The following is an 18,874-nucleotide window of genomic DNA, read 5'->3' as shown; positions in this document are numbered from 1 at the left end:
CACGGAGATCCCCCGCATGCCGACTGCCCTGCCCACCCGTCTCGAATCCGGCCGTAGCTACCCGCTCGGCGCGACCTGGGACGGCCTCGGAACCAACTTCGCGGTGTTTTCCGCGCACGCACACCGCATCCAGCTGTGCGTGTTCGATCCGACCGGCCGCAAGGAGCTGGCGCGCCTCGACCTGCCCGAATGCACCGACGAGATCTGGCACGGCTACCTGCCCAACGCGCATCCGGGCACCGTGTACGGGTTTCGCGCGGACGGCCCGTACCAGCCGCAGCACGGCCATCGCTTCAACCCGACCAAGCTGCTGCTCGACCCGTACGCGCGCAAGCTGGTCGGCCAGTTCCGCTGGTCGGACGCGCTGTTCGGCTATCGCCTGCATTCGAACCGCGCGGACCTGTCGATGGACCGGCGCGACTCGGCGCCCGCGATGCCGAAGTGCGTGGTGGTCGACGAGGCGTTCGACTGGAGCACCGACCGGCGCCCGCGCGTGTCGTGGCGCAACACGGTGATCTACGAGACCCACGTGCGCGGCGCGTCGATGCGGCGTGCCGGGTTGCGCCCGCCCGAGCGCGGCACGTTCTCGGCGTTCGCGCATCCGGCGTTCATCGATCACCTGCTGTCGATCGGCGTGACGACGGTCGAGCTGCTGCCCGTCCACGCGTTCCTGCAGCAGCGCGCGCTCGTGAACCGCGGGCTGCGCAACTACTGGGGCTACGACACGGCCGCGTTCTTCGCGCCGGAGCCCGCGTATCTCGCGACGCGCCGGCTCGACGAGATGCGCATCGCGATCCGCCAGCTGCATGCGGCCGGCATCGAGGTCGTGCTCGATGTCGTCTACAACCACACGTGCGAGGGCAACGAGCTCGGCCCGACGCTGTCGTGGCGCGGCCTCGACAACGCGAGCTACTACCGGCTGATGCCGGACAACCGCCGCTATCATGTCGACGAGACCGGCTGCGGCAACACGCTGAACCTGTCGCATCCGCGTGTCGTGCAGATGGTGATGGATTCGCTGCGCTACTGGGCCACCGCGTTCAACATCGACGGCTTCCGCTTCGACCTCGGCGTGACGCTCGGCCGCGAGGAACACGGCTTCGATCCCGGCGCGGGGTTCTTCGACGCGCTGCGGCAGGACCCGGTGCTCGCGCAGCGCAAGCTGATCACCGAGCCGTGGGATCTCGGCCCCGGCGGCTACCAGCTCGGCCGCCACCCGCCCGGCTTCGCCGAGTGGAACGACCGCTTCCGCGATACCGTGCGGCGCTTCTGGCGCGGCGACCCGGGCCAGCGTCCGGAACTCGCCGCGCGCCTCGCGGGCTCGGCCGACCTGTTCAACCACCAGCGGCGCCATACGTGGGCGTCGGTCAATTTCATCACCGCGCACGACGGCTTCACGCTCGCCGATCTCGCGTCGTATTCGGCGAAACACAACGAAGCCAACGGCGAGGACAACCGCGACGGCCGCGACGACAACTGCAGCGCGAACTGGGGCGTCGAAGGGCCGACCGACGACGCGGCGATCCGTGACGTACGCGCCCGCGTCGCGCGCTCGATGCTCGCGACGCTGTTCACCGCGCTCGGCACGCCGATGCTGGTGGCCGGCGACGAGTTCGGCCGCACGCAGCACGGCAACAACAACGCGTACTGCCAGGACAACGAGCTGTCGTGGCTCGACTGGGATCAGGCGCGCGGCGACGAAGCGGTGACGTTGATGCGCTTCGTGTCGCGGCTTGCCGCGCTGCGGCGCATGTACCCGGTGATGTCCACGCCGCGCTATCCGTCGGGCGACCGCGAAGCGGCGCCGGGCATGGCGGAGATCGGCTGGTTCGACGAGCACGGCGACCCGATGACCGTGCCCGCGTGGCAGGACCACGAGCGCCGTGCGCTGACGATGCGGCGCGTCGGCACGGGCCGCACCGGGCGCACCGAGGCGCTGCTCGTGATGCTGAACGCGTCGTCCGAGACGGTCGTGTTCGCGCCGCCCGCGCCGGCGCTCGACTATCGCGTGCTGGTCGACACGGCCACGCCCGACGCCGGCCCGCGCTCGTGGCCGGCCGACGGCCTCGACGTCGCCGCGCACGCGGCCGCGATCGCGGTGGCCGCCGTGCCGCCCGACCTGTCTCCGGGAGACCCGACATGAGATCACGCCCCGCCCGTCCATCGGGTTCGCATGCGTTCGACACGTCGTTCGGCGCGACCTGCATCGAGCCCGACCGCACGCGCTTCCGGCTGTGGGCGCCCGCGAGCCGCACGGCCGCCGTCGAAATCGAAGGCGAAAACCGGCCCGCCATCCCGATGACCGCGGTGGGCGACGGCTGGTTCGAGGCCGTCGTGCCGTGCGGCCCCGGAACGCTGTATCGCTACCGGCTCGACGGCGATCTCGCGGTGCCCGATCCCGCGTCGCGCTTCCAGCCCGGCGGCGTGGACGGCCCGAGCCAGGTCGTCGATCCGGCTGCGTACCGCTGGCGCCACGACACGTGGCGCGGCCGCCCGTGGCACGAGACGGTGCTGTACGAGCTGCACATCGGCGCATGCGGCGGCCACGCGAGCGTCGAGCGGCGGCTGCCGGAGATCGCCGCGCTCGGCGTGACCGCGATCGAGCTGATGCCCGTCAACACGTTTCCCGGCGCGCGCAACTGGGGTTACGACGGCGTGCTGCCGTTCGCGCCCGATCCGTCGTACGGACGGCCCGAGGAACTGAAGGCGCTGATCGATGCCGCGCACGGGCTCGGGCTGCAGGTGTTGCTCGACGTCGTCTACAACCACTTCGGCCCGCAAGGCAACCTGCTGCCGCGCTACGCGCCCGCGTTCTTCCGCGCGGACCGGCAGACCGCGTGGGGGCCGGCAATCGACTTTTCGCGCGAACAGACGAGCGCGTTCTTCATCGAGAACGCGCTGTACTGGCTCGACGAATTCCGTTTCGACGGGCTGCGCATCGATGCCGCGCACGCGATCGACGACGACGCGTGGCTGCGCGAACTCGCGCGCCGCGTGCGCGCGTACGCGGGCGACACGCGCCATGTGCACCTCGTGCTCGAGAACGAGCGCAACGCGGCGAGCCTGCTCGGGCCCGGCGGTTTCGACGCGCAATGGAACGACGATTTCCACAACAGCGCGCACGTGCTGCTGACCGGCGAGCGCGACGGCTACTACCGCGCGTACGCCGACGCGCCGCTGCGCCATCTGGCGCGCACGCTCGGCGAAGGATTTGCGTACCAGGGCGAACCGTCGCCGCTGCACGACGGCGCCCCGCGCGGCGAACCGAGCGCGCACCTGCCGCCGACCGCGTACGTCGCGTTCCTGCAGAACCACGACCAGGTCGGCAACCGCGCGTTCGGCGAACGGCTGCGCACGCTCGCGAACGAAGACGCGGTGCGCGCGGCGACCGCGCTGCTGCTGCTTGCGCCGTCGATCCCGCTGCTGTTCATGGGCGAGGAAGACGGCAGCACGCAGCCGTTCCAGTTCTTCACCGACTATCGCGGCGCGCTCGCCGACGCGGTGCGCGAGGGCCGGCGCCGCGAATTCGCGGCCTTTCCGGCGTTCACCGATGCCGCGCATCGCGACGCGATTCCCGATCCGAACGACATCGCGACGTTCGTGCGTTCGACGCTGCACGGCAGCAGCGACGCAACCACGCCCGACACCGATGCATGGCGGCGCTTCTACCGCAGCGCACTGACCGTGCGTGCGGCGCTCGTGACGCCGAACCTGCCCGGCGCCCGCGCGCTCGGCGTCGACCTGCTCGCGGGCGACGGCGACCCGCAGGCGCTGGCCGCGCGCTGGCGCCTCGGCGACGGCAGCACGCTGACGATCGCGTTGAACCTCGGCGCGCACGATGCGGTACTGCCCGCGCTGCCGGTCGGCAAGATCGTGTTCGAGACGCCGCCACGTGCACGCGACCGGTTGCGCGACCTGCGGCTGCCGCCCCGCGCGTGCATCGCGTGGCGCGACGGCGAGGTCAACCACGATGCGCGGCAGCACCGCCTGAATGGGCAGGGACGATCATGACTTCCGACGTGTCGATCACCGAACTCGCGCGCGCGGCCGGCCTGGAACCCGACTGGACCGATGCGGGCGGCATCGCGCGGCGGGTGGACGATGACGCCCTCGTCGCGCTCGTCGACGCGCTCGGCTGGCCGTGCGGCACGGCGACCCAGCGGGTGGAAAGCGCCGCCGCGCTCGCCGACGCGAACGCGGCACCCCCGCGCATCGTCACCGGCGACGCCGGCGTGCCGCTGACCCTGCCGGCCGCGATCGCCCCGCCCGGCGCGCGCTTCCGGATCACGCTCGAAGCAGGCGGGCACGTCGACGGGCGCGTGGGCGGCGAAGGCGAACACGGCACGCTGCCGCCGCTCGCGAACCCCGGCTATCACGCGCTCGACGTCGGCGACCAGCGCATCGGGCTCACGATCGCGCCGCCGCGCTCGCAACCGGTCGACCCGCGCGCGGCGGAGGCGGGCGGCCGCTGGGGCATCGCGGCGCAGCTCTACAGCCTGCGCCGCGACGGCGACGATGGCGCGGGCGACTACACCGCGCTGGCGCGGCTGGCCGCGCACGCGGCACGGCACGGCGCGCAGGCGGTGGCGATCAGCCCGACGCACGCCGGCTTTCCGGCGCTGCCCGCGCACGACAGCCCGTATTCGCCGTCGTCGCGGCGCTGGCACAACGTCGCGTATCTCGACTGCGACGCGGTGCCGGGCGCCGCGGCCGTGCAGCACGCAACCGGCGCCGCGGCCGACGCGCCGCTGATCGACTGGCCGCACGTGCTGCCGCTGAAACTGCGGCGACTGCGGGCGTGCTTCGACGCGTGGCGCGCCGGCGACGACCCGTCGCGTGACGCATTCCAGCGGTTTCGCGCCGCGGGCGGGGCGGCGCTCGATGCGCATGCGCGTTTCGACGCGTTGCAGGCATTCTGCTTCGAGCACGGGGCGGGCATCGACTGGCGGAAATGGCCGGCGCCGTGGCGCGAACCGGGATCGGCGGAAGTCGATGCGTTCGCGCACGCCCATGCCGACACGGTCGCGTTCCACACGTACCTGCAATGGTGCGCATCGCGCGCGCTCGGCGACGCGCAGCACGCGGCACGCGGTGCGGGCATGGCCACCGGGCTGATCGCCGATCTCGCGGTCGGCTCGGATCGCGCCGGCAGCGACGCGTGGGCGCACGGCGCGACGCTGCTGCGCGGCGTGTCGCTCGGGGCGCCGCCCGACCTGTTCAATGCGGCCGGCCAGGCGTGGGGCGTGACGACCTGGACGCCCGCCGCGCTGCGTGCGCAAGGCTTCGTGCCGTTCGTCGAGCTGTTGCGCGCGGCGTTCGCGCATGCGGGCGGCATCCGCATCGATCACGTGCTCGGCTTCGCGCGGATGTGGATCGTGCCGGACGGCGGCTCGCCGCGCGACGGCGCCTACCTGCGCTATCCGGTCGACGATCTCGTGCGGCTCGTCGCGCTCGAGGCGGCCCGTCATCGCGCGCTCGCGATCGGCGAGGATCTCGGCACGGTGCCGGCCGGCTTCCGCGAACGGCTCGGCGCGCAGGGCATCGCCGGGATGCGCGTGCTGTGGTTCGAGCGCGACGCCGACGGCACGTTCCGGCCGCCGTCGGCATGGGATCGCGACGCGATCGCGATGACGTCGACGCACGACCTGCCGACCGTGGCCGGCTGGTGGCGCGGGGTCGATCTGGCCTGGCGGCGGATCGCGGCCGAGGCGGCGCAGCAGTCCGACGACGGGGAGGCGCGCAACGCGGCGGCGCGTGCGCGGGCGGACGAGACGAGCGAGCACGAGCAGGACGACACCGTGCCCCGCGCGGCCCCCTCGGCCAACGCCACGCCGCCCGCGGAAGCCGGCCCGGCCGCCCCGCCGCCCGCCGTCGCTCCCGACGTCGTCGCCGCACATGCCGCGCGCGCCGCCGAACGCGCGGCGCTGTGGCGCGCGTTGCAGGAAGCAGGCTGCGCGCCGGCCGGCACCGCCGCCCCGCAGGCCGACGCGCCGCCGGTCGCCGGGATACTCGCGTACGTCGCGCGCAGCCCGTCGCCGCTCGCGATCCTGCCGCTCGAGGATCTGCTCGGGCTGGACACGCAGCCGAACCTGCCGGGGCCGCCCTGCGGGCACCCGAACTGGCGGCAGCGCCTGCCGCGCGCGATCGACACGCTGTTCGACGCCGACGTGCGCGAGCGCATCGCGGCCGTGGTGCGCGCACGCGGTTCGCGGGAGCCCGGCCCATGACGCCACGCGCGACGCTGCGACTTCAGTTGCATGCGGGCTTCACGTTCGACGACGCGGCCGCGCACGCCGGCTATTTCGCGCGGCTCGGCGTGAGCCACCTGTACCTGTCGCCGATCGCGACGGCCGAACCCGGTTCGCGGCACGGCTACGACACCGTCGATTACGGCACGCTCAACCCCGAGCTCGGCGGCGAAGCCGGTTTCGTCCGGCTCGTCGATGCGCTGCGCGCGCACGGGCTGGGCGTGATCGTCGACATCGTGCCGAACCACATGGGCGTGGGCGGTTCGTCGAACGGCTGGTGGAACGACGTGCTCGAATGGGGCCCCGCGAGCCCGTACGCGCACCATTTCGACATCGACTGGCATCCGCCCGACGCGACGCTCGACGGCAAGGTGCTGCTGCCCTGCCTCGGCACGCCGTACGGTGAAGCGCTCGCGGCCGGCGACATCACGCTCGACGCCGATCCGGCCACCGGGCGCTTCTTCGTGACGTGCCCCGGGCGACGCCTGCCGGTGGCCGCCGCCACCTATGCGGAGCTCCTGCGCATCGCGAACCGTGCGGACCTGAACGCGCTCGCCGAGCGCTTCGACGCGGCGCCGCCGCGCGACAGCACGCGGCTGGCCGCCGCGCATGCGGCGCTGCGCGATCATGCGGCCGCGCACGGCCCGCATGCGCTCGACGCGGTGCTGCGCGGCGCCGATCCGCGCCGCGCGCGCTCCCGCGCCTGCCTGCACCGGCTGCTCGAACGCCAGCACTACCGGCTCGCGTGGTGGCGCACGGCCGCCGACGAGCTGAACTGGCGGCGCTTCTTCGACATCGCGACGCTCGCGGCCGTCCGCGTCGACGACGATGCGGTGTTCGATGCCGTCCATGCGCTGCCGCTGCGGCTGCATGCGGCCGGCTACATCGACGGCCTGCGCGCCGATCACGTCGACGGCCTCGCCGATCCGCGCGCGTATGGCCGGCGGCTGCATCAGCGGCTTGCCGCGCAACGCGACGCGCGGCCGTACATCGTCGTCGAGAAGATCCTCGCGCCCGGCGAGACGCTGCGCGACGACTGGGCCGTCGACGGCTTGACCGGCTACGACTTCATGAACGACGTCGGCGCGCTGCTGCACGATCCGGCCGGCGCCGCGCCGCTCGCCGCGCACTGGGCCGACGTGTCGGGTTCGTCGCGCACGTTCGCGCAGGAAGCGCTCGACGGCAAGCGGCGCGTGCTGATGCGCCAGCTCGCCGTCGAGCATGCGCGCGCCGCGCGGGCGTTGCACCGCGTGGCGCGGGCGGCGCCCGCGACGCGCGACGTCAGCCGGATCGCGATTCGGCGCGTACTGGGGGAACTCGCGGTGCAGTTGCCCGTGTACCGGATGTATCCCGTGCAGGACGAAGAACCCGCCGACGCCGATCGTCGCGTGCTCGCGCACGCGTACGAACGGGCGGTCGAGGCCGTCGATCCTGCCGACCGGTTCGCACTCGATCACGTCGCCACCTGGCTCGGGTGGCCGGTCGTACGCGTGCCGCGCGCGGACGCCGCCGCGCTGCACGCGGCGCGCGTCGCGTTCGCGCAGCTCACCGCGCCGCTGGCCGCGAAGGGTGTCGAGGATACGGCCCACTATCGTTACGGCCGGCTTCTGTCGCGCAACGAAGTCGGCGCCGACGCGGGCGACTTCAGCCTGTCGCGCGGCGCGTTCCATGCGCGCAACCGGCGCCGCGCGCGCACCGTGCCGCACGGGCTCGTCGCCACCGCCACGCACGACCACAAGCGCGGCGAGGATGCGCGTGCGCGGCTGGCCGTGCTCAGCGAAATGCCCGACGCGTGGCGCGCGGTGTCGCTCGACTGGTCCGCGCTCAACCGGCCGCATCGCGGCGGCGCGCATCGCGACCTCGCATGGGCGCCGGGGCCGGCCGCCGAGGCGATGCTGTACCAGACGCTCGTCGGCTGCTGGCCGCCCGAACTCTCGCCCGACGACGCGGCGGGGCGCGCGGCGCTCACCGAACGCGTCGTGCAGTGGCAGACGAAAGCGCTGCGCGAGGCGAAGCTTCACACCGACTGGCTCGCGCCCGATCTACGCTACGAGCGCGCTTGCGAAGCGTTCGTCCGCGCGATCCTGAAGCCGCGCGGCCCGGGCGACTTCGCCCATCGGCTGCATGCGTTCGTCGCGCGGATCGCGCCGGCCGGCGTCGTCAACAGCCTGACGCAGGCCGTGCTGCGGATGGCCTCGCCCGGCGTGCCCGACCTGTATCAAGGATCCGAATCATGGGATCACTCGCTCGTCGATCCGGACAACCGCCGCGACGTGCCGTTCGCGGCGCTCGCGGCCGAGCGGGTCGACGCGCCGGTGGCGTCGTATCTGGCGGCGTGGCCCGATGCGCGCGTGAAGCGGGCGCTGGTCGAGCGCATGCTGGCGCTGCGCGCGCGATGGCCGGCGACGTTCGCGGACGGCGCATACGTGCCGCTGCGCGTACGCGGCCCGCTCGGGCGTCATGTGGTCGCGTTCGCGCGGTGCAGCGACGAGGCCACCGTGGTGGTGGTCGCGACACGGCTTGCGGGCCGATTGCTCGGTGAAGCGCCGGAATTGCCGCGCGTGGAACCCGCGCAATGGGGCGATACGGCGGTCGTGCTGCCGCGCGATATCGACGGGCCGTGGGTGGATGGGCTGAATGCGGGGGATGCGATCGACGTGCCGGGAGGGTTGATCAAGCTCGGTGACTGGCTGGCCGCGCTACCGGTTGCCGTGCTGGTGGCTGCGCGTCCAACGAGCGAATCGTGATCGTCCAGCGCACGCGCGTTTCCGGCGGATGAAATTCCGGGAAGTCGTGGCGTTTGCCTTTAGTCACGAGCATCGCGTATTTGCTCGTACCCAAGTTGCCGGGGGGAAAATCAAATTTGTGCACGACAGCCTGCGTGTAATCGTTTTTGTACATCCAAAATCGATTTACGCCAGAAACGAGCTTCCATAATCGGTTTTGCGCATTGGCTGGGGCGAAGGAGATGCCCGTCTTGCAGCAGCCGTCTATCTAGCCCGCGATCGTTGATCGATACCGCCCTGAACGACCGGCCGGACAGTAAAGCAAGCCTCACGACAACACGGCCGCCGGCAACGCGCAGCTTTCCGCTACACAGGAAACCCCGCATCCGCCCGTCACGCGTCGGTGACGTCGGGCTCGCGCGCGTCGTTGCGTTGCACGCACTGCACGACCGACAACCCGTCGGCGGTCAACGCGGGCCGGCGCTCGCCGGACGCGTCGTCGTGCTGCATCACGATCAGTTGCTGTTCGACCAGCGCAAGGACATCCTCGCGGTCGATCTGGATCTGCTCCGGTGCGCGATGCACCAGCAGCAGCGTGGCGAATTCATGTGCGGTCAGCATGCTCGTTCCCCGTTGGCGGCTGCGCGAGATGCGCGCCGGCGAGCAGCAATGCATGCAGGGACCATGCCGGGTGGCGTGCCGCCCCCGTCATCCGTGCCGCCTGCGCGCGGCGCGATGTGGCACCACACGGCGGCCCGTGCGCGGTGCAAAGTTTTCAACGGCGTGTAATGCGGGAGGAAAACCGGCAGGAGGGAAACAGGAGCGGGACACGCCGGGAACGTCAACCGGGTCAGGATCGCCGGGACCGGAACAGGCCCGCTCGCGCACGACCGGCCGGCGCACGGAAATAGCCGCTGTGCAGCACCACGCCGCCGTTGCCGTTACCGCTGCCGTCGCTGTTGCTGTCGCCCAGCACGTCGGCGCAGGCGGCTGCGATGCGCGCGCGGCCCTGTTCGAACGCATCGCGCAAATCGGCCTCCAGCGCGGAGCGTGCGCCGAAATGATCTTCCAGCGCTTCGACTGTGATCGCGCAGGTTTGCGGTTCGCCATCGACATCGACGACGAAACGCAACTGCAGCGCCGCACCATCGAATACGGGCGGCTCGTCGACCAGCGTCACGCGGCGGGCGGAATTGGCGGCCATGGTGTCAGGCGCCCCGCGCCGAAACGCGATCGATCGGTGCGACTCCGACCGCGAGAATGGCTACCTCGCAATGCCCCAACCTTCCGCTCATGAGCCCCTCCGTCCGCGTGGCGGCACGTGTCGTGCCATGCCAGTCCCGCAGCAAGCTACGTGCCTGCCGCCCCGTTCGCGCGTGCGAGTCGAGTATCGGAAAGCCGATCGGCACGGCTACTGCAGACGGCGCGCGGCGTCGAGCATCGCATCGGTGAGCTCGACCGTCAGCGTCGCGTGTTCGTCGGGCAGGCGCTCGAGCAGGTCCTCCACCGTGGCGTGCAGGATCGCGTGCACGCGCATCCGTGTGCTTTCGTCGAGATCCGCATAGCGCTCCATCGTGTCGCAGTCGAGCACGAGCATGACCGAATGCCGCGCAGTCTCGGGCGGCGGGTCGGCCGCCTCCGCCCACGCCGCCTGAAACGTGATCCTGCCCGTCGCGACGTCGACATGGACCGTCGTATCGAGATCGTCGGCGTCTATCGTGTCGCCATCGGCATCGGCGTCGATCTCGTCGTTTTCCAGCCAGATCCGGGAATGCGATTGCATGATGTCCTCCTGCGTGATGGCGGGATGGCATGTCCTGTCTGTCGTTTGCAGCAACCCCCGTGCCGCGCCCGGCATGGGTTCGTCGGACGGATCACGCGCGCGGCGCGGCACGCGGTTTGCGTACCCCACCCCGTCACGACGCCCCTGTCACCTTCAATGGAGCCCATGGAATGCCTTCCGCTACCGCTACCCGCGCGCATGGCAAGCACCTCACACGACGCCCGGGCCGCGCCCGCGGCACCGACCCGCACCACCGCAAGCGCTGGTCCGCCGACGTCATGCAAAAAAGCGATGCGCTCGACCTCGAGCCGGACATCTTCAAGTCCGACGACCCGGCCGCGATCGCCGCGTCGCTGAAGCATTCGGCCGAACACAGCCGCCGCCGCAAGGCGTCGCCGTTCCAGTCGGCGATGTCGATGCTGAACTTCTACGTGAACCGCGCGGGCCGCAACCTGCCGAAAACGCGCCGCGCCACGCTCGAACGCGCGAAACGGAAGCTGCGCGAAGCGTTCGGCCGCAAGCCCTGACGGCGCGCGACCCGTTATCGGCCTGCTACCGCACACATGCATGAGACGCTCTGGTACGTAATCGTCGGCGCGGTGCTGATGGGCATGGGCGTCGCGACGTCCGCGCTGCGCCACCTGCCCGTCAGCACCGCGATGATCTATCTCGTGCTCGGCGTCGCGCTCGGCCCGGCCGGCGCCGGCCTGCTCGATCTCGACCTCGAACGCGACGCTCGGCTGCTGCGTGAAATCGTCGAGATCGCGCTGCTCGTCTCGCTGTTCGCGATCGGGCTGCGGCTGCGCGTGCCGCTCGACGACCCGCTGTGGCGCGTGCCGTGCCGCCTCGGCCTGTTCGCGATGGGCCTCACCGTGCCGCTGCTGGCCGCGTGCGCGATGCTCGCACTCGGGCTCGACTGGGGCCCCGCGCTGCTGCTCGCGGCGATCCTCTCGCCGACCGACCCGGTGCTCGCACACGACGTTCAGGTGCACGACCCGGGCGATCGCGATCTCGTGCGCTTCGCGCTGTCGGGCGAAGGCGGCCTGAACGACGGGATCGCGCTGCCGTTCGCGCTGGCCGGGCTCGCGCTGTGCGGCGCGCCGGGCACGACGCACGGGCTGCCGCCGCTGTCGGGCGCGTTCGCGCTCACCGCGCTGTGGGGCATCGCCGGCGCGGCCGCGATCGGCGGCGGCCTCGGCTGGATCACGACGAAGACGATCGGCTGGCTGCGCACGCGCCACGCCCAGGCGCTCGGCCTCGAAGGCTTCTTCGCGCTCGCGCTGATCGTGCTGTCGTTCGGCGCCGCGCAGTTCGCGCATGCATTCGGGTTCATCGCGACGTTCGCGGCCGGGGTCGCGATGCGCCGGGTCGAGCACCGCGCGAGCGGCGACCGCGCGCCGCGCGACGTGATCGGCCAGATCGATTCGGCCGACGTCGTCGCCACCGAGAAGCATCCGGAAAAAGCGCACGCGTTCATGGCCGAATCGGTGCTCGGCTTCACGATCGAACTCGAACGGATCGCCGAAGCCATCGTGATGACGATGATCGGCAGCGTGCTCATGACGCTGCCGGGCCCGCTGCTGACGTGGGGCGCGGCCTCGCTGGCCGTCGTGCTGTTCGTCGCCGTGCGCCCGCTCGCGGTGCTGGTCACGCTCACCGGCTCACATGCGACGCATGCACAGCGACGGCTGATGGCGTGGTTCGGCATCCGCGGAATCGGCTCGTTCTACTACCTGCTGTTCGCGCTCGAACACGGGCCCGCCGCCGCGGTGCGTCCGCTCGCGGCCCCCGTGCTGGCCATCGTGTCGGCATCGGTGATCGCGCACGGGATCACCGCGACACCGCTGATGAACTGGTATCACCGGCTGCAGCATCGGCGCTGACGCGTGCATGACGATGCGCGCGGCCGCGCCATCGCGGCTGCCACGCGCGTGGTGGCGCCGCAGCGGTGTGAAGGAAGCATCGACATCGACATGCGCTCGCCGCGTGCGGGATGCGGCGGCCACGCGGATCGCCGCGTCTTCACCCCGCGAGCGGCAGCGGCGTCAGGGCGCGCGCAGCGCCGCGTCGAGTTCGGCGCGCGTCACGTCGAGTGCGACGTTGCATTCGATCGCCGCCTCCTCGACGCGCGGCTTGCGCTCGTCCACCGCGCGTCGCGCGCGGTCGCAGAGAACCGTCCGCACGCGCAGCCGGTCGTCCGCGCCGAGCGACGCATAGCGCGTTATCACGTCGGGCTCGAATCGCAGGTCGACCGTGCAGCGCCATTCGCGCGCGTCCTCGTCGGACGGCACGCGCACCCACGACACCTGGATCGTCAGCCGCCCGGTCGCGTCGTCCGACTGCACGACGACGGTCGATTCCGACGGAAAACCGTTCGCGAGCGCATGCTCGAGTTCCGCGATGCGCTGCGACCGGCCGGGTGTGCCGCTCATCGTCGCACGACGCCCAGCAGCAGCGTGACGAGGAAGATCACGACGAAGATGTAGAACAGGATCTTCGCGATCTCGGCCGCACCGGCGGCAATACCGCCGAAGCCGAACACGGCCGCGACGATCGCGATGATGAAGAAGATGACGGCGTATCGCAGCATGGATACCTCCTGGATGGCAGCAGTGGTCAATACACGTCGTCGCCGGTCACGCATCGTGCTTGTGCTCCGGTTTGCCGCGCGTCGGCTTGGACGCCATTTTTTCACGTTCCCTTTCGCTCATCGACCTGGCGATCGGCATCGCCGGCGGCATGAGATCCCGCATTTTCGTGTTGCCGCATCGGGCCGACAGCACGGCACGCGCCGCGCTCTTCCACGCCCGGGACGTTGCCGGCGTGATGGCGCGCCGGTCGTGGGCGCACGCGTCGACGCGACGGTCGGCAGCACGCGCACGCGACGGGCTCGCCCGGTCCATCGTCATGCGGCGTCGCGGCGGCGCAGGTCGGCCGGCGGAATCTTCATCGCCTGGCGATACTTCGTCACCGTGCGACGCGCGAGCAGGATGCCGCGGCCCGCGAGGTTCTGCGCGAGCGTGACGTCGGACAGCGGATCGGTGTGCCGCTCGGCCGCGATCATGTCGCGGATCAGCACCTTCGCGGCCGCCGCCGAGCACACGCCCTTGCCGGCCGCCTCGAGCTTGCGCGGGAAGAAATGCTTGAACTCGAACGTGCCGTGCGGCGTGGCCATGTACTTGTTGCCCGTCGCGCGCGACACGGTCGATTCGTGCAGGTCGAGTTCCTCGGCGATGTCGCGCAGCACGAGCGGCTTCATCGCGATCTCGCCGTAGCGGAAGAAATCGCGCTGCCGCGCGACGATGCATTCGCCGACGCGCTGGATCGTCTCGAAGCGCTTCTGCACGTTGCGGATCAGCCAGCGCGCTTCCTGCAGCTGCTGGCCGAGCGGTGAATCGCGTTCGCCGCTCGACTGCGCGAACAGCGTCGCATAGCGTTCATGCAGCCGCGCACGCGGCAGCACGGCCGGGTTGATCGTCACGATCCACTCGTCGCGCACCTGGCGCACGATCACGTCGGGCACCACGTAGTCGCCGCGCGTGCTGCCGTAATGATTGCCGGGGCGCGGGTCGAGCCCGCGCACCAGCGCGCAGGCCGCCTGCAGCGTCGGCGCGTCGCAGCCGAGCCGCCGCTGGATCTCGGCCGTCTCGCGGCGTGCCAGACGCTCGAGATGCTCGCGCGCGATCGCTTTCGCTTCCGCGAGCGCCGGCGTGCCGGCCGGAATCGCGTCGAGTTGCAGCACGAGACACTCGGACAGCGAGCGCGCGGCCAGGCCCGGTCGGTCGAGCATCTGCACGAGCCGCAGGGCGACCGCGAGATCCTGCTCGGAGAGCAGCAGCGCGGGGTCGGCCGCGACCAGCAGTTCGCCCAGTTCCTGGCGCAGGTAGCCGTCGTCGTCGAGCGCGTCGATCACGAGGCGCGCGGCTTCGCGGTCACGCCGGTTCAACGGATAGAGCCGCAACGCATCGTGCAACTGCTGATTCAGCGACGGCTCCGCGGCCAGCCATTCGCCGGGCGACTGGCCACCCGCATCGTCGCCGTGGTGGCTCGTGCCGCGGGGCGCGGGCGCGGCCGTCAACGACACTTCGGACGCCTCGGGCACTTCGGGGGCGTCGCCGTCCTGCCGGCGAGCGTCGTCGGGCTCGGATGCCGCTTCGGGCGCGGCGGCTTCGGCCGGCTGCCCGGTTGCGTCGTCGGCAGCCTCCTCGTCTGCCTGGCCATCCTCGAGGAACGGATTCTGATCGAGCGCCTGCCGCAACTCCTGTTGAAATTCGAGCGAGGACAACTGCAGCAACCGCAGCGACTGCTGAAGCCTCGGCGTAAGTGCCAGATGCTGTCGCATCTGCAGCGCAAGCGAGACGGACATCGAAGGTTCTCCTGACGTTTCACGGGTTTCGTTTCGTATTCGGTCAGGAATAACGCAGCTTCCATGCCAGGCGGCCCGGTCGCACCGCGTCGCGGGTCACGCGGGTTCGTACCCCGTCTTGCAGGCCGTCGGGGCCGCTTTTTTACAAGCTGTCGGCAAGTTTTGGGCACGCGTTTCGCGCACCGTCCCGCCACGCGCCGGCTGCAGCAAGTATCAGTACTGTGTCGGCGGCGGCGTGCCCGGCACCGGCGGGTCGCCCGGCGTGCCGTTCGGACCCGGTGGCGGCACGTCGGCCGGGTCGCCGCCGGTCGCGCCCGGCGGCAACGTGTTGCCCGGCGACGGCCGCGGCTCGTAGCGCGTATTGGCATCGGGCATCGTCGTGCCCGGCGACGGCGGGTGGGCGCCGGGCGGCGCGGGCGGCGCGCCGCGCGCGCCGTCGGGAGCAGGTTGCGTGCAGGCAACCAGCGCGCACGCGGCGGCCAGCAGGCATGCGCCGGTGCGGATCGTGCGGATCGGTTTCATCGAACACCTCCTGACATCCGCGGCAGCCGCGGAATCGGTTGAGCAGGCCCCGGGCAGTCCGCAATCCACGTGCCGTCCGTTCACGCGTCAAGCACGCCGTCCCGCGGTGCGCCGGGCGTTCGAACCCGCCGTCGTTCGCTGCGCTGCGCTGCGTGCCCGCGCGCCGCTACGCGTCGTACGCGGCCATCACGAGCCACAGCTCGCGGCCGTCGTCGCGCACGCGTGCCGCGAGCGCATACGGGTCGGCGGGCTCGCACGCACGCTGCAGCGCGAATCTCGCCGGCTCGGTCGCGGCGAACGTCTCGTCTCCGAGCGGCCGCACGTCGGCCTTGCCCTCGAACATCCGGCGATCGGGCCGGTAGATCAGCAGTTCGCGCTTCCATTCCTTGAAGTGGCTCTTCACCGAATCGAACCCGCCGCCGCAAACGTTGAGTTCGTAGCGCACGCCCTCTCGTCGTTTTGGAATCGTCATCGTGCCTCCGTGTGATGGGCGCGCGGCCGGCACGGGTCGCGCCGCGCGTGGTCGTCGTCATCTTCGTCGTGTTCCCCGTCGATGCGGCAAGTCGCGTGCCGCGTGCCAACCCCGGGCATGGTCGTTGCGGAAACGTTCGCGTCATTGAGGACGATTCGCTGGACGAGATCCAGCATGACATGGCGCGATGCGCAACTGCGCCGCCTGCCGGTCGTCGATCACGACAAGCGGCGGGTCGGCATGCTGTCGCTCGCGGACATCGCGGCGCGCTCGGCCGGCCCGGCGCGCGACGGCGTCGCGAACACGCTCGAAGGCGTGTCGCAGCCGAAGCGGAAGTGATGGCGCGTCGCAGGCCGCGCGCGATGCAGCCTGCCGGCCTCCGGCCAAGGCCGGCCGCGCGTCACCCACACGGGCCATCGCAACCGGGCAGCGACGGTCGGCCGCCGCGTCAGCCGTCCTGCTTCGTCACGCGCACGATCTTGTCCGCCAGTTCGCGCACGTCGACCGGCTTGCACAGATAGCCGTCGAAGCCGGCCTCGAGCGCGCGGCGTTCGTCGGCCAGGCCCGCATGCGCGGTCACGGCGAGCACCCGCATGCCGGGCGGCCCGCCGCCGTTCATGCCGGCGCGCCGCAACGCGTCGAGCAGCCAGAAGCCGTCGCCGTCGGGCATCGCGAGATCGGACAGCACGACGGTCGGCCGCAGGTCGGCGGCCACCGCGAGCGCTTCGCGCCCCGTCGACGCGATCGCGACGGCCGCGCCGAACGTCGTCAGCGCGGCCGTCAGGCTTTCGCGCGTCGTCGGATCGTCGTCGACGATCAGGATGCGCTGCGCATCGAGCGTCAACGGGGCGCGATGGACGTCCACGGGCGCGCTCCCCCACGCCATCGCGCCGGCCGGCTGCCAGCCGGCCGGCAGCGTCACCGTAAATGTCGCGCCGCGATTGCGGCCCGCGCTCTCGACCGTCACGCCGCCGCCGTGCAGTTCGGCGATATGCCGCACGATCGACAGGCCGAGGCCCAGCCCGCGCCGCGACGACGCCGGCGAATCCTCCGCGCGGCGGAACATGTCGAACACGTACGGCAGGAACGCCGGCACGATGCCCTGCCCCGTGTCGCTCACGGTCAGCACCACGCGCGCGTCGACGCGGGCGAGCCCGACCGTCACGCTGCCGCCGGACGGCGTGAACTTCAGCGCGTTCGACACGAGGTTCGACAGCATCTGCCGCAAGCGCTCGGCATCGCCCGACACCACGCAGGTCGACGCCGCACAGTCGAATTCGAGCACGATGCCGGCCGACGATGCGGCCGTCTGGAACGCGCCGACCGAATCGGAGAACAGCCGCACGACGTCCACCGGCATCGCGTCGAGCTGCAGCTTGCCGGTCGCGAGCGACGACGCGTCGAGGATGTCGCCGACCATCCGCGTGAGCGAGCGCGCGCTGCGGTCGATCGCGTCGACCGCCTGCTGCTGCAGCGCGCTGTCGCCCGAATTGCGCAGCACCTCGACCCAGCCGTAGATCACGTTCAGCGGCGTGCGCAGCTCGTGCGACACCGTCGCGAGCAGTTCGTCCTTCAGCCGGTTCGACGTATCGGCCTGGTCGCGCGCATCGCGTGCGCCCTGCAGCGAGCGCTGCGCGCGCAGGTCGCGGCGGCGCTGCGCGCCGGCTTCGCGCAGCGTCAGCGACAACGCGACGGACGCACGCACGTCGCCGCGTACCGGGCCCGCCGACACGGTCGCACGGAAGCGCCGGCCGTCGCGCCGCACGCACAGCAGGTCGATCGGCCCGACCGCCGCGTGCATGTCGTCGAACGACTGGACGAGCGGCTTGCGCTTCAGCCAGCGCATCGCCACCAGCGATTCGAACGTGCGCCCATGCGCATCGCTTTCGTCGTAGCCGAACATGCGTTGCGCGGCCGGGTTCCAGCTGACGATGCGGCCGTCGCCATCGACGCCGACGATCGCGTCGGGCGACGCATCGACGACGGCCCGCTGCAACCGCGACGCATCGACCCGCGAACGGTCCGCGCCCGCGTCGCGCAGCAGCAGCACGGCGCCGTCGACGTTGCCGTCCGCATCGCCGAGCGGCGCGGCCACCTCGACGATCGGCACCGGCTCGCTCCCTTCCGCGTGCAGCCAGTGGCGATCCGACGCGACGCCCTCGCCGCCGAGCGCGAGATCGAGCGGAGTCGATTGAACGCGCCGGCCGTCGCGATCGACGATCCGCAGCACGTCGCGCGCAGCGCGGCCGATCGCATCGTCCGGCCGGCAGCCGACGAGCGCGGCCGCGGCGGCGTTGAGATAGGTGAGCCGCCCGTTCGTATCGGTGGCGATCACGCCATGCGGCAACGCCTGCAGCACGGCGTCGAGCCGCCGGCGCGCGGCCGCTTCACGTCGTAGCGCCGCATCGCTCGTGAAGCGCGCCTGGCGCAGCATCGACGCGACCGCGCAGACGAGCGCGCAGATCAGCACGAAGGTGCCGAGCCGCACGAGCCGGTCGGGCAGCGGCTGCGTATAGGCCGCGGGATCCGAGAGGAACAGCGTCCACACGAGCAGGCCGCTGACGACCGTCGAGGCCATCCCGAACAGGAACGACGTCGCCCACGCGGCGCCCGCGAGCAGCGGATAGTAGAGGACCAGCGGCAGATTCACGCCGCCGAAGCGGATCGCGAGCGCCTGCAGCACGGTGGCGATCGCAACCAGCATGACGGCCGTGACGTAGTTGCCGGCGCGGGTCCGCGAAATATCGATCATCGATC

16 protein-coding genes and 1 pseudogene are annotated in these 18,874 nt (G+C 71.5%); 7 read left to right on the top strand and 10 right to left on the bottom strand.

The features are described 5' to 3' along the window. Window positions 1-16 precede the first annotated feature (16 nt). Genes glgX through treY form a run of 4 tightly spaced genes read left to right on the top strand, consistent with a single transcriptional unit; the run spans window position 17 to window position 8,995 of the window. Window positions 17-2,143, top strand: a complete 2,127-nt coding sequence (glgX, locus tag CFB47_RS34695; protein WP_089463931.1) for a glycogen debranching protein GlgX — start codon at window positions 17-19, stop codon at window positions 2,141-2,143. Continuing rightward, window positions 2,140-4,011: a malto-oligosyltrehalose trehalohydrolase gene (gene treZ, locus CFB47_RS34690; RefSeq protein ID WP_089463930.1), complete on the top strand. Its 1,872-nt coding sequence runs from the start codon at window positions 2,140-2,142 to the stop codon at window positions 4,009-4,011. The genes glgX and treZ overlap by 4 nt, the downstream gene beginning before the upstream one ends. Further along, window positions 4,008-6,227, top strand: a complete 2,220-nt coding sequence (gene malQ, locus CFB47_RS34685) for a 4-alpha-glucanotransferase (protein WP_089463929.1) — start codon at window positions 4,008-4,010, stop codon at window positions 6,225-6,227. The genes treZ and malQ overlap by 4 nt, the downstream gene beginning before the upstream one ends. Next, window positions 6,224-8,995 carry a malto-oligosyltrehalose synthase gene (treY, locus tag CFB47_RS34680; RefSeq protein ID WP_089463928.1) on the top strand — a complete coding sequence of 924 codons (2,772 nt, stop codon included), beginning with the start codon at window positions 6,224-6,226 and terminating at the stop codon, window positions 8,993-8,995. The genes malQ and treY overlap by 4 nt, the downstream gene beginning before the upstream one ends. 372 nt (window positions 8,996-9,367) lie before the next feature. Here the strand turns inward: treY and CFB47_RS34675 are convergent, their stop codons facing one another. From CFB47_RS34675 to CFB47_RS34665, 3 genes are all read right to left on the bottom strand, one after another. Then, window positions 9,368-9,595 carry a hypothetical protein gene (locus tag CFB47_RS34675; protein ID WP_089444160.1) on the bottom strand — a complete coding sequence of 76 codons (228 nt, stop codon included), beginning with the start codon at window positions 9,593-9,595 and terminating at the stop codon, window positions 9,368-9,370. Window positions 9,596-9,824: 229 nt separating this feature from the next. Beyond that, window positions 9,825-10,178 (bottom strand): DUF1488 domain-containing protein, encoded by a 354-nt coding sequence (locus CFB47_RS34670; protein WP_089463927.1) that lies wholly within the window; start codon window positions 10,176-10,178, stop codon window positions 9,825-9,827. Window positions 10,179-10,385: 207 nt separating this feature from the next. After that, window positions 10,386-10,757, bottom strand: a complete 372-nt coding sequence (locus tag CFB47_RS34665) for a DUF3022 domain-containing protein (RefSeq protein WP_089463926.1) — start codon at window positions 10,755-10,757, stop codon at window positions 10,386-10,388. A 170-nt stretch (window positions 10,758-10,927) separates the two neighbouring features. Here CFB47_RS34665 and CFB47_RS34660 point away from each other — a divergent pair, with 170 nt between their 5' ends. Both CFB47_RS34660 and CFB47_RS34655 read left to right on the top strand, forming a co-directional pair. Next, window positions 10,928-11,284 carry a DUF3175 domain-containing protein gene (locus CFB47_RS34660; protein WP_089444157.1) on the top strand — a complete coding sequence of 119 codons (357 nt, stop codon included), beginning with the start codon at window positions 10,928-10,930 and terminating at the stop codon, window positions 11,282-11,284. A 36-nt stretch (window positions 11,285-11,320) separates the two neighbouring features. Further along, window positions 11,321-12,640 carry a sodium:proton antiporter gene (locus CFB47_RS34655; RefSeq protein WP_089463925.1) on the top strand — a complete coding sequence of 440 codons (1,320 nt, stop codon included), beginning with the start codon at window positions 11,321-11,323 and terminating at the stop codon, window positions 12,638-12,640. 162 nt (window positions 12,641-12,802) lie between these two features. On the opposite strand, the gene CFB47_RS34650 is transcribed toward CFB47_RS34655, so the two are convergent. The 6 genes from CFB47_RS34650 to CFB47_RS34625 form a co-directional block, all read right to left on the bottom strand. Continuing rightward, complete coding sequence (locus CFB47_RS34650) at window positions 12,803-13,189, bottom strand: DUF3022 domain-containing protein (protein ID WP_089463924.1); 387 nt, start codon at window positions 13,187-13,189, stop codon at window positions 12,803-12,805. After that, window positions 13,186-13,347: a DUF1328 domain-containing protein gene (locus CFB47_RS34645; protein ID WP_011349711.1), complete on the bottom strand. Its 162-nt coding sequence runs from the start codon at window positions 13,345-13,347 to the stop codon at window positions 13,186-13,188. The genes CFB47_RS34650 and CFB47_RS34645 overlap by 4 nt, the downstream gene beginning before the upstream one ends. Window positions 13,348-13,393: 46 nt before the next feature. Next, window positions 13,394-13,666: a DUF3008 family protein gene (locus tag CFB47_RS34640; protein ID WP_256946826.1), complete on the bottom strand. Its 273-nt coding sequence runs from the start codon at window positions 13,664-13,666 to the stop codon at window positions 13,394-13,396. Continuing rightward, complete coding sequence (locus CFB47_RS34635; protein WP_089463923.1) at window positions 13,663-15,123, bottom strand: RNA polymerase factor sigma-54; 1,461 nt, start codon at window positions 15,121-15,123, stop codon at window positions 13,663-13,665. The genes CFB47_RS34640 and CFB47_RS34635 overlap by 4 nt, the downstream gene beginning before the upstream one ends. A gap of 213 nt (window positions 15,124-15,336) precedes the next feature. Continuing rightward, window positions 15,337-15,645 carry a hypothetical protein gene (locus CFB47_RS34630; RefSeq protein ID WP_089463922.1) on the bottom strand — a complete coding sequence of 103 codons (309 nt, stop codon included), beginning with the start codon at window positions 15,643-15,645 and terminating at the stop codon, window positions 15,337-15,339. A gap of 166 nt (window positions 15,646-15,811) precedes the next feature. Then, window positions 15,812-16,117, bottom strand: coding sequence for a hypothetical protein (locus tag CFB47_RS34625; protein ID WP_089463921.1), 306 nt, complete (start codon window positions 16,115-16,117; stop codon window positions 15,812-15,814). 146 nt (window positions 16,118-16,263) lie between these two features. On the opposite strand from CFB47_RS34625, the pseudogene CFB47_RS34620 reads away from it, so the two are divergent. Further along, a pseudogene (locus CFB47_RS34620) lies at window positions 16,264-16,456 on the top strand (CBS domain-containing protein); the annotation flags it as partial. 109 nt (window positions 16,457-16,565) lie between these two features. Here CFB47_RS34620 and CFB47_RS34615 read toward each other — a convergent pair. Further along, window positions 16,566-18,869 (bottom strand): ATP-binding protein, encoded by a 2,304-nt coding sequence (locus CFB47_RS34615; RefSeq protein WP_089463920.1) that lies wholly within the window; start codon window positions 18,867-18,869, stop codon window positions 16,566-16,568. Between the last annotated feature and the right edge of the window lie 5 nt (window positions 18,870-18,874).

It is taken from the genome of Burkholderia sp. AU27893, from assembly GCF_002223205.1.
Taxonomy (GTDB): Bacteria; Pseudomonadota; Gammaproteobacteria; order Burkholderiales; family Burkholderiaceae; genus Burkholderia.
Note: the sequence above shows the minus strand (reverse complement) of the source record. Positions and strands in the feature narration are given on the sequence as shown.

Coding starts and splice junctions, on each gene's coding strand:
- CFB47_RS34675 (WP_089444160.1), bottom strand. CDS start 9,595: ATGCTGACCGCACATGAATTCGCCACGCTGCTGCTGGTGCATCGCGCA.
- glgX (WP_089463931.1), top strand. CDS start 17: ATGCCGACTGCCCTGCCCACCCGTCTCGAATCCGGCCGTAGCTACCCG.
- CFB47_RS34645 (WP_011349711.1), bottom strand. CDS start 13,347: ATGCTGCGATACGCCGTCATCTTCTTCATCATCGCGATCGTCGCGGCC.
- treY (WP_089463928.1), top strand. CDS start 6,224: ATGACGCCACGCGCGACGCTGCGACTTCAGTTGCATGCGGGCTTCACG.
- CFB47_RS34615 (WP_089463920.1), bottom strand. CDS start 18,869: ATGATCGATATTTCGCGGACCCGCGCCGGCAACTACGTCACGGCCGTC.
- CFB47_RS34655 (WP_089463925.1), top strand. CDS start 11,321: ATGCATGAGACGCTCTGGTACGTAATCGTCGGCGCGGTGCTGATGGGC.
- CFB47_RS34625 (WP_089463921.1), bottom strand. CDS start 16,117: ATGACGATTCCAAAACGACGAGAGGGCGTGCGCTACGAACTCAACGTT.
- CFB47_RS34635 (WP_089463923.1), bottom strand. CDS start 15,123: ATGTCCGTCTCGCTTGCGCTGCAGATGCGACAGCATCTGGCACTTACG.
- malQ (WP_089463929.1), top strand. CDS start 4,008: ATGACTTCCGACGTGTCGATCACCGAACTCGCGCGCGCGGCCGGCCTG.
- CFB47_RS34665 (WP_089463926.1), bottom strand. CDS start 10,757: ATGCAATCGCATTCCCGGATCTGGCTGGAAAACGACGAGATCGACGCC.
- CFB47_RS34630 (WP_089463922.1), bottom strand. CDS start 15,645: ATGAAACCGATCCGCACGATCCGCACCGGCGCATGCCTGCTGGCCGCC.
- CFB47_RS34650 (WP_089463924.1), bottom strand. CDS start 13,189: ATGAGCGGCACACCCGGCCGGTCGCAGCGCATCGCGGAACTCGAGCAT.
- CFB47_RS34660 (WP_089444157.1), top strand. CDS start 10,928: ATGCCTTCCGCTACCGCTACCCGCGCGCATGGCAAGCACCTCACACGA.
- treZ (WP_089463930.1), top strand. CDS start 2,140: ATGAGATCACGCCCCGCCCGTCCATCGGGTTCGCATGCGTTCGACACG.
- CFB47_RS34640 (WP_256946826.1), bottom strand. CDS start 13,666: ATGACGATGGACCGGGCGAGCCCGTCGCGTGCGCGTGCTGCCGACCGT.
- CFB47_RS34670 (WP_089463927.1), bottom strand. CDS start 10,178: ATGGCCGCCAATTCCGCCCGCCGCGTGACGCTGGTCGACGAGCCGCCC.